This is a genomic window from Paraburkholderia sp. (genome assembly GCF_034668105.1).
Taxonomy (GTDB): domain Bacteria; phylum Pseudomonadota; class Gammaproteobacteria; order Burkholderiales; family Burkholderiaceae; genus Paraburkholderia.
The window spans coordinates 1-3,380 of sequence record NZ_JAXDPY010000338.1; the positions used below are offsets into that span (position 1 = coordinate 1).

Here is a 3,380-nt window from a genome sequence, read left to right on the forward strand (position 1 = left end):
GGCCACCTGGCCAGTCTCATCCACGATTTCGACGTCGAGCTTGCGCATCGCCGCGCTGTCGCCCGTTGCGGGCCTCACGATTGCCCACGCAGGGCTCGGCACCGTCCCCCACTGCTCGATCGCCTGCAGCGCAAACGGCAGCGCCAGCCCGCCATCGGTCGTAGCCAACTCCATGCTTGCCTGCAACGCCCCATCCATCAAACTCGGCGGCAAGCTATAGCCGTCTTCGAACGTATCGGTCGCGCGCTGCAACGCCCCTACCACGACTCCGTCTCCCACCTCCAGCGCCGTCAATACGATGAAGCTCGGCCCATAACTCAAGCCGGCCGCCGCCAACCGGGCATAGCAGTCGGCCCGCCCGATTGTGCGCCCGCACTGTGCCCGCAGGCCCGCCAGATCCAGCTGGGGTGCCGCACCCGCTGACACGACTTGCGCGCAGCCCTGGCTGTAGACCACCGCGTCGTCGCCCTCGCCGCTATAGATCTCGTAGCCAGTCCGACCGTCCTCCTCCTGTGTCAAACCGACATGCACCTCCAGCGGCTCGTTCACCACCAACGGCCGCATCCAGTTCACCTGCGTCAGTCGGATCGCACACTCCGACGACGAGCGCCCGAGAGCCATGCTTGCCGCCGCCCGTGCCCACTCCAGTTGCACCACCCCCGGCACCACCCGCTGCCCCCGCACCACATGTTCGCTGACGAAGAACTCATCGCCGCTGAGCGTTGTGCTATAGCGCTGTTCGCTCAGATCCGACGTGTTGCGATGGACCAACGGGTGAAGTCGATGCTTGTCAAGCGAACCCAGCTGCGGCGTTGCACTGTCATTTTGTGGCACCCAGTACCGCTCGCGTGCGAACGGATAGGTCGGCAAACTGATGCGCTGCGGCTTCGTCTCGCCGTATAGCTTCTCCCACTCGAGCGTCACGCCTTGCGCCCAGATCTGGGCAAGCCTGTCCATCTTGCCGCGCGCAAGCCACTTATCGATCGCTTCCTGAAACGCCTCGTCAGCCGTCAACGCCGCCAATGTCTGCTGGCTGTGTTTCAGTTCGCCCCGGTACACGCCTTCCAGATGCGCGTCGTCTCGTTCATAGTCCTTCAGCCTGACCTTGAGCGCTTCCAGCGAATCCACCACCAGCGCGAGGCGCGTCCCCATCGCCTCGCGTCCCACCTGCAACGTGTACGCCAGATCCAGCAGCCTTACTTCATGCGTGTCGAGATACGCGCGCAGTTGCTCCACCTGCACCCGCAGGCGCTCCTCGTTTCTCGCCGACAGCACCACTGCCACCGGCCCCACCCATGCCCGCTGAACGTCCGGCGGCGCCACGTACTCCTCCAGCACCACATGCGCGTTCGTGCCGCTGAAGCCAAAACTGCTCACGCCGGCCACCTTCTTACCGTCAGGCCACGGCTGCGCTTCAGCCGCCACTTTTACTGGCAGTCGCGACCATTGAATGTGTCGATTCGGCGTTTCGAAATGCAAGTGCTTCGGAATAACACCATGCCGCATGGACAGAATGACTTTTATCAATCCCGCCACAGCCGCCGCCGCTTCCAGGTGCCCCACATTGGTTTTCACCGACCCGATCAGCAGCGGTGAATCGGCGCCACGACCGACACCTAGCGCCGCTGCCGCGGCTTCCACCTCGATCGGATCGCCAAGCGGGGTCCCTGTCCCGTGCGCCTCCAGATATTTCACCTCATGCGCGGCGATCCCACTGCGCTTGAGCGCCGCTTCAATGACCGCCTGTTGCGCCTTCTGATTCGGGGCGGTCAGCCCCGCGCTCGCTCCATCCTGATTGATCGCGCTGCCTCGAATCACCGCCCAGACTGGATCTCCATCCCGTTGCGCATCGGCGAGGCGCTTCAAGATCAGGATTGCGCAGCCTTCGCCACGCACATAGCCGTTCGCGGACGCGTCGAAGGTCTTGCAGCGGCCATCCGGCGACAGCATTCCAGCCCGTGCGAACGCGACGAACGTCTCATCGTTCAGCAGCATGTTTACACCACCGGCCACGGCCAGGTCGCATTCCCCCGCGAGCAGGCTTTCGCACGCCAGGTGCGTGGCCACCAACGAAGAACTGCACGCCGTATCAACCGACAAGGCAGGGCCATGCAAGTCGAAGTAATAGGCGATCCTGCCGGCCGCGATCGACGCCGCGTTGCCGGTGGCGAAGTGAGGATCGGCAGCATGGCCGGCGCCCTGCCGGTTCAGCAAGGTTTCGTAGTCGTGGCCCATCACGCCAACAAATACACCCGTGTTCGACCCCGCCAATCGCGTAGGGTCGATCCCGGCTCGCTCAAAGGCCTCCCACACGACTTCCAGCAAGAAGCGATGTTGCGGATCGATCAATTCCGCTTCGCGTGGGGAAATCCGGAAAAATGATGCATCGAACCGGGAGACGTCTTCGAGGAAGCCACCGAATTGACCCTCTCTGCAAATCGCTCGGTCATCCCTATCATTCTTTCGACACGTGCCAGGCGTTGATCGCTCCTTGATAGCATCGATGCCGCCTTCCAATAACGCCCAGAATTGTTCCGGGCTCGACGCTTCGCCCGGAAAACGGCAGCCGACACTGATCACAGCGATCTTGTCTCTTTCTGAAACACCGCTGGTTGCCTGGCTGTGCAAGTCGTCGGCAAAGTCCGACACGACGTTCGTACGCGCATTTCCTTCGCTGGCCTGACCCGTGGTTTCGGCCGAGCGCGCTTCAAGTGCCACGCCTTGCACTTGCAGATATTCATCAATCGCCGCGGGCGTGCCACATTGAAAGAAAAACGTCGCCTCAAGCTCGATCCCGACCTGTTCACCAAGGCGATGACGCAATTCCAGCAAGTCGAGTGAACTCAATCCCATTTCCATCAGCGGCACGTGCGGACCAAACGCTGCCGATCGCTCGGGGCCCAGCGCCTGCTCTATTGTGTTTCGCACCCACCTTGAGCACCCCTCATGCGCGGAGCGTGTCGTCGGCATGTTCTGCTGCTGAATTGCTGCGTCGCTCGACTGAGCACGCGACGTTTCACCTTCCCCTGCACATTCATTGATCAGATCGTGGGCCTGAAGGTATTCGACAACCGCTGCGGGTGTTCCACACTGAAAGAAAAAAGTCGGATGCAGCGTGATCCCGACGCGTTCGCCGAGCCGATGACGCAACTCCAGCAAGTCAAGCGAACTCAATCCCATTTCCATTAGAGGCGTCTGCGGTTCATACGTGCCGTCTCGCCGCTTGCCCAGTACCTGTTCTATCGTGTCCCGCACCTGCGTTGCCCACTCCACCGCTCCCGCGCTATGCGCACGCACGCGGACCGAACCCGCCGGCGCCCGCGCTTGCATCACTGGGTTGGAATCCCGGAAGTTCTGGTATTCAATCAACACGCCAGCTC

At 62.1% G+C, this 3,380-nt stretch carries 1 protein-coding gene; it reads right to left on the reverse strand.

The annotated features are described in order from the left end of the window. Nucleotides 1-3,330 (reverse strand): beta-ketoacyl synthase N-terminal-like domain-containing protein (locus QOC89_RS15440; RefSeq protein ID WP_323045802.1); only part of this gene is annotated, 3,330 nt, incomplete at its 3' end. Nucleotides 3,331-3,380 lie beyond the last annotated feature (50 nt).